Below are 2,660 nucleotides of genomic sequence, written 5' to 3' on the forward strand. Positions count from 1 at the left end.
CGCATCTTCCAGTTCTGGAACGAGCAGCTCGGCCGGCTGGCGCTGGAATACCGGCTCGGCGAGGATCGGCCGCGCCTTGCTGCGATCTATGCGGCGCTGACGACGGCGTTCTATGACAGCTTCGTCGCCTGTTGGGATGCCAAGTACGCCTACTGGCACATCCGCCCGGCCCAGCTCGATCCGACGATCACGACGGTCGTGCCCGCTCCGTCGCATCCGAGCTTCCCCTCGGCGCATTCCTGCATGTCGACGGCCTCGGGGGCTCTGCTCGCCGCGCTCTTCCCGCCGGATGCGCCGGCGATGCTCGAGTTCGTGCGCCAGGTGGGCGAGTCGCGGGTCGCGGCGGGGATTCACTTCCGCTACGACATCACGGCCTCGGAGGAGATCGGGCGTCGCGTCGCGGCGCTGACGCTCGCGAAGCTGAAGCCCGCGCTCGACTGACCTGACTCTCGGACGCCGCTTCGTTGCGCGTCCCCGCGGTGCCGAGCCGCGGGGACGTCGCGTTCGGGGTCAGCGCGGCAGACCCGCGCGTCCGAGCCCGTCCACGACCCGCTCGACGGTCGCGGGATCCAGGAGTAGCGACCGTTCCACCTGCGTCAGCGTGATGTCGGGCAGCGCATGGCGGAGCGCGGTGACCGATCGTCGCGCTGCCTCGGTCGAGCCGGCAAGGAGCGCAGCCGGTGCGAGAATCCGGTTCACCCACGCCAGGGTCGGCCGGAGGTCCAGCGCGCGGTTGAAGGCGCGCGCCGAGCGCGCGCCGTCATGCGCCATGAACCGGGCGATGCCGATGCCGATCAGCGAAAGACTGACGTTCCTGCCTGTCGGCCAGGTCCGCAAGACCCGCCGGAACATCGCGAGTGCGCCCGAACCGTCGCCCCGATAGATCCGAACCCAGGCGAGCCGCCGCTGCGCGTCGGCCAGCGACGGGTCGAGTGCGATCGCGCGCGTCGCGAGGCGTTCCGCCTCGTCCAGTTGGCCTGTAAGCGACATCACCGCCGCCGCATGCGTCAGCACTTCCGGATCATCAGGCGCGAGCGCAATCGCCTGCATGGCGTGGACGAGAGCCTGCTCCCGTTCGCCAGCGGGATCCCGCAAAGCACAGTGATTGGCCCCCTGTGCTCGGCACCATCCGGCCAGCGCGTGACCAAGCGCGTGGGCCGGATCGCGGTGCAGCGCTTCCTCCAGGAAGTCGAGCGCCATCATCTCGGCACTTCGTTCGAGTGAGAGCGCGGCAGGGCGGGCGCGCCGCACCAGCGTGTCGGCGTCGGCGCGCTGGCGGGGGACGCGGCGCGCTTCCTCCAACTCCGCGTGTTCGATCGCATCGCGGATCCCGGCCACGGCCCGGCAGGTCCAGGCGCGCGATCCGGGGCGCGTGCAGGCGATCCGCTCGATCCGGACGACGGTTCCGCGCGACGGCTGGACCAGCGTGATCACGATCGAGGCGCGGTCGAGGCGTGCCTCGATCCGGTACGCCGCGCGAGGCACCATGGATGCGGTCTCGCGGAGGCGGAGCGCGAGGCCAGGTGCGGCGCACAGTGCCGCGGCCAGGGCTTCGGTGGCGCGCGCGGCGCGCGCCGCGTCGCCGGGCGTGGCGGCTTCGACGGGGCAAAGCTCGATCAAGGTCGCGGCCGTGGCCGGGCATGTCCGCGGCATCCCGGCGCTCCGCAGCGTCTCGGACGGCAACTCCCCGAACAGGGTTGCGTAGGCCGCGGCGAACCGTCCGGCATGAGCGAAGCCGTGCTCAAGCGCGGCGGCGATCACCGATCGTGCAGTGCCGGACGCCAGCGCGTCGCGGGCACCGGCGAGTCGCCGTCGCCGTGCCAGTTCGCCCGGCGTGACGCCCAGTACGGCGACGAACTGCCGCCCCAGCGTCCGACCCGACACCCCGGCGATCGCCGCGAGCGCGCCGGTGTCGGGCGTGGCCGAGGGGTCCGCATCGAGGGCGGCGTGGAGCGCGGCGAGGGCGCGACGCAGCGGCTCGCGAGCATGAAGGCTCGTCGATCCGTCCATCCTTGAACCAACATGCTCCGCCATGGAGCGGGTCCTCGCCCGGCGCGGCGACACTAGCACGACAGCGATGTCGGAATCCGGACTTTGTGACGCTGGAGGGACGGAGGGCGCTGCCGTCCGGCGCCAGCATGATCGCCACACTTCTGGAGGGAGCGATCGACATGAGACCCATGAGGCTTCTGGCAGCCGCGCTGCTGGCGACGGCTACGATCCAATCCGCGTCCGCCGGTCACCTCGGCGGCGGTGGGGAGACCTTCCTGCCCACCTTCCTGATCTCCGGACCCGACGCAATCGTGGTCCCGCCCCCGCCGGGCCCGGCGGAAACCCGGGCGGAGCTGGCCGCGCTGGGGGCGGAGGCAGAGTCCGTCCCCGCAGATCTCCTGATGCGGCTGCGCCGTTGGGAGACAGGCGGGCCGGTCCATCGCTGGAACGAGGCGGCCGTCACGGCGCTCGTGGATCGGCACACCACGGCCGGCGCGGCGGCGCGGGTGCTCGCGCTGCTGCACGTGACCCTCCACGACGTCGGCGTCGTCGTCAGGGCGGCGCAGTTGGCCCATGAGCGGGGCCCGCCGGCGGCCCATGATCCCGGTCTGGCGCGCGTCCCGGGCCGGTTCCCCCGAACATCCTACCCTTCGGAGACGGCGGCGATC

Annotated in this window: 3 protein-coding genes; 2 read left to right on the forward strand and 1 reads right to left on the reverse strand. The window is 72.2% G+C overall.

Annotation, left to right across the window (positions count from 1 at the left end; translation table 11 throughout):
* Window positions 1-441: phosphatase PAP2 family protein (locus tag ACTIFU_RS23360; RefSeq protein WP_439580727.1), on the forward strand; the 441-nt coding region annotated here is incomplete at its 5' end.
* 69 nt (window positions 442-510) lie between these two features.
* Here the strand turns inward: ACTIFU_RS23360 and ACTIFU_RS23365 are convergent.
* Window positions 511-2,010 carry a helix-turn-helix domain-containing protein gene (locus ACTIFU_RS23365; RefSeq protein WP_439580728.1) on the reverse strand — a complete coding sequence of 500 codons (1,500 nt, stop codon included), beginning with the start codon at window positions 2,008-2,010 and terminating at the stop codon, window positions 511-513.
* Between the two features lie 128 nt (window positions 2,011-2,138).
* Here ACTIFU_RS23365 and ACTIFU_RS23370 point away from each other — a divergent pair.
* Window positions 2,139-2,660 (forward strand): hypothetical protein (locus tag ACTIFU_RS23370; protein ID WP_439580729.1); only part of this gene is annotated, 522 nt, incomplete at its 3' end.

It is taken from the genome of Elioraea sp. (genome assembly GCF_051860475.1).
Classification (GTDB): domain Bacteria; phylum Pseudomonadota; class Alphaproteobacteria; order Acetobacterales; family Acetobacteraceae; genus Elioraea.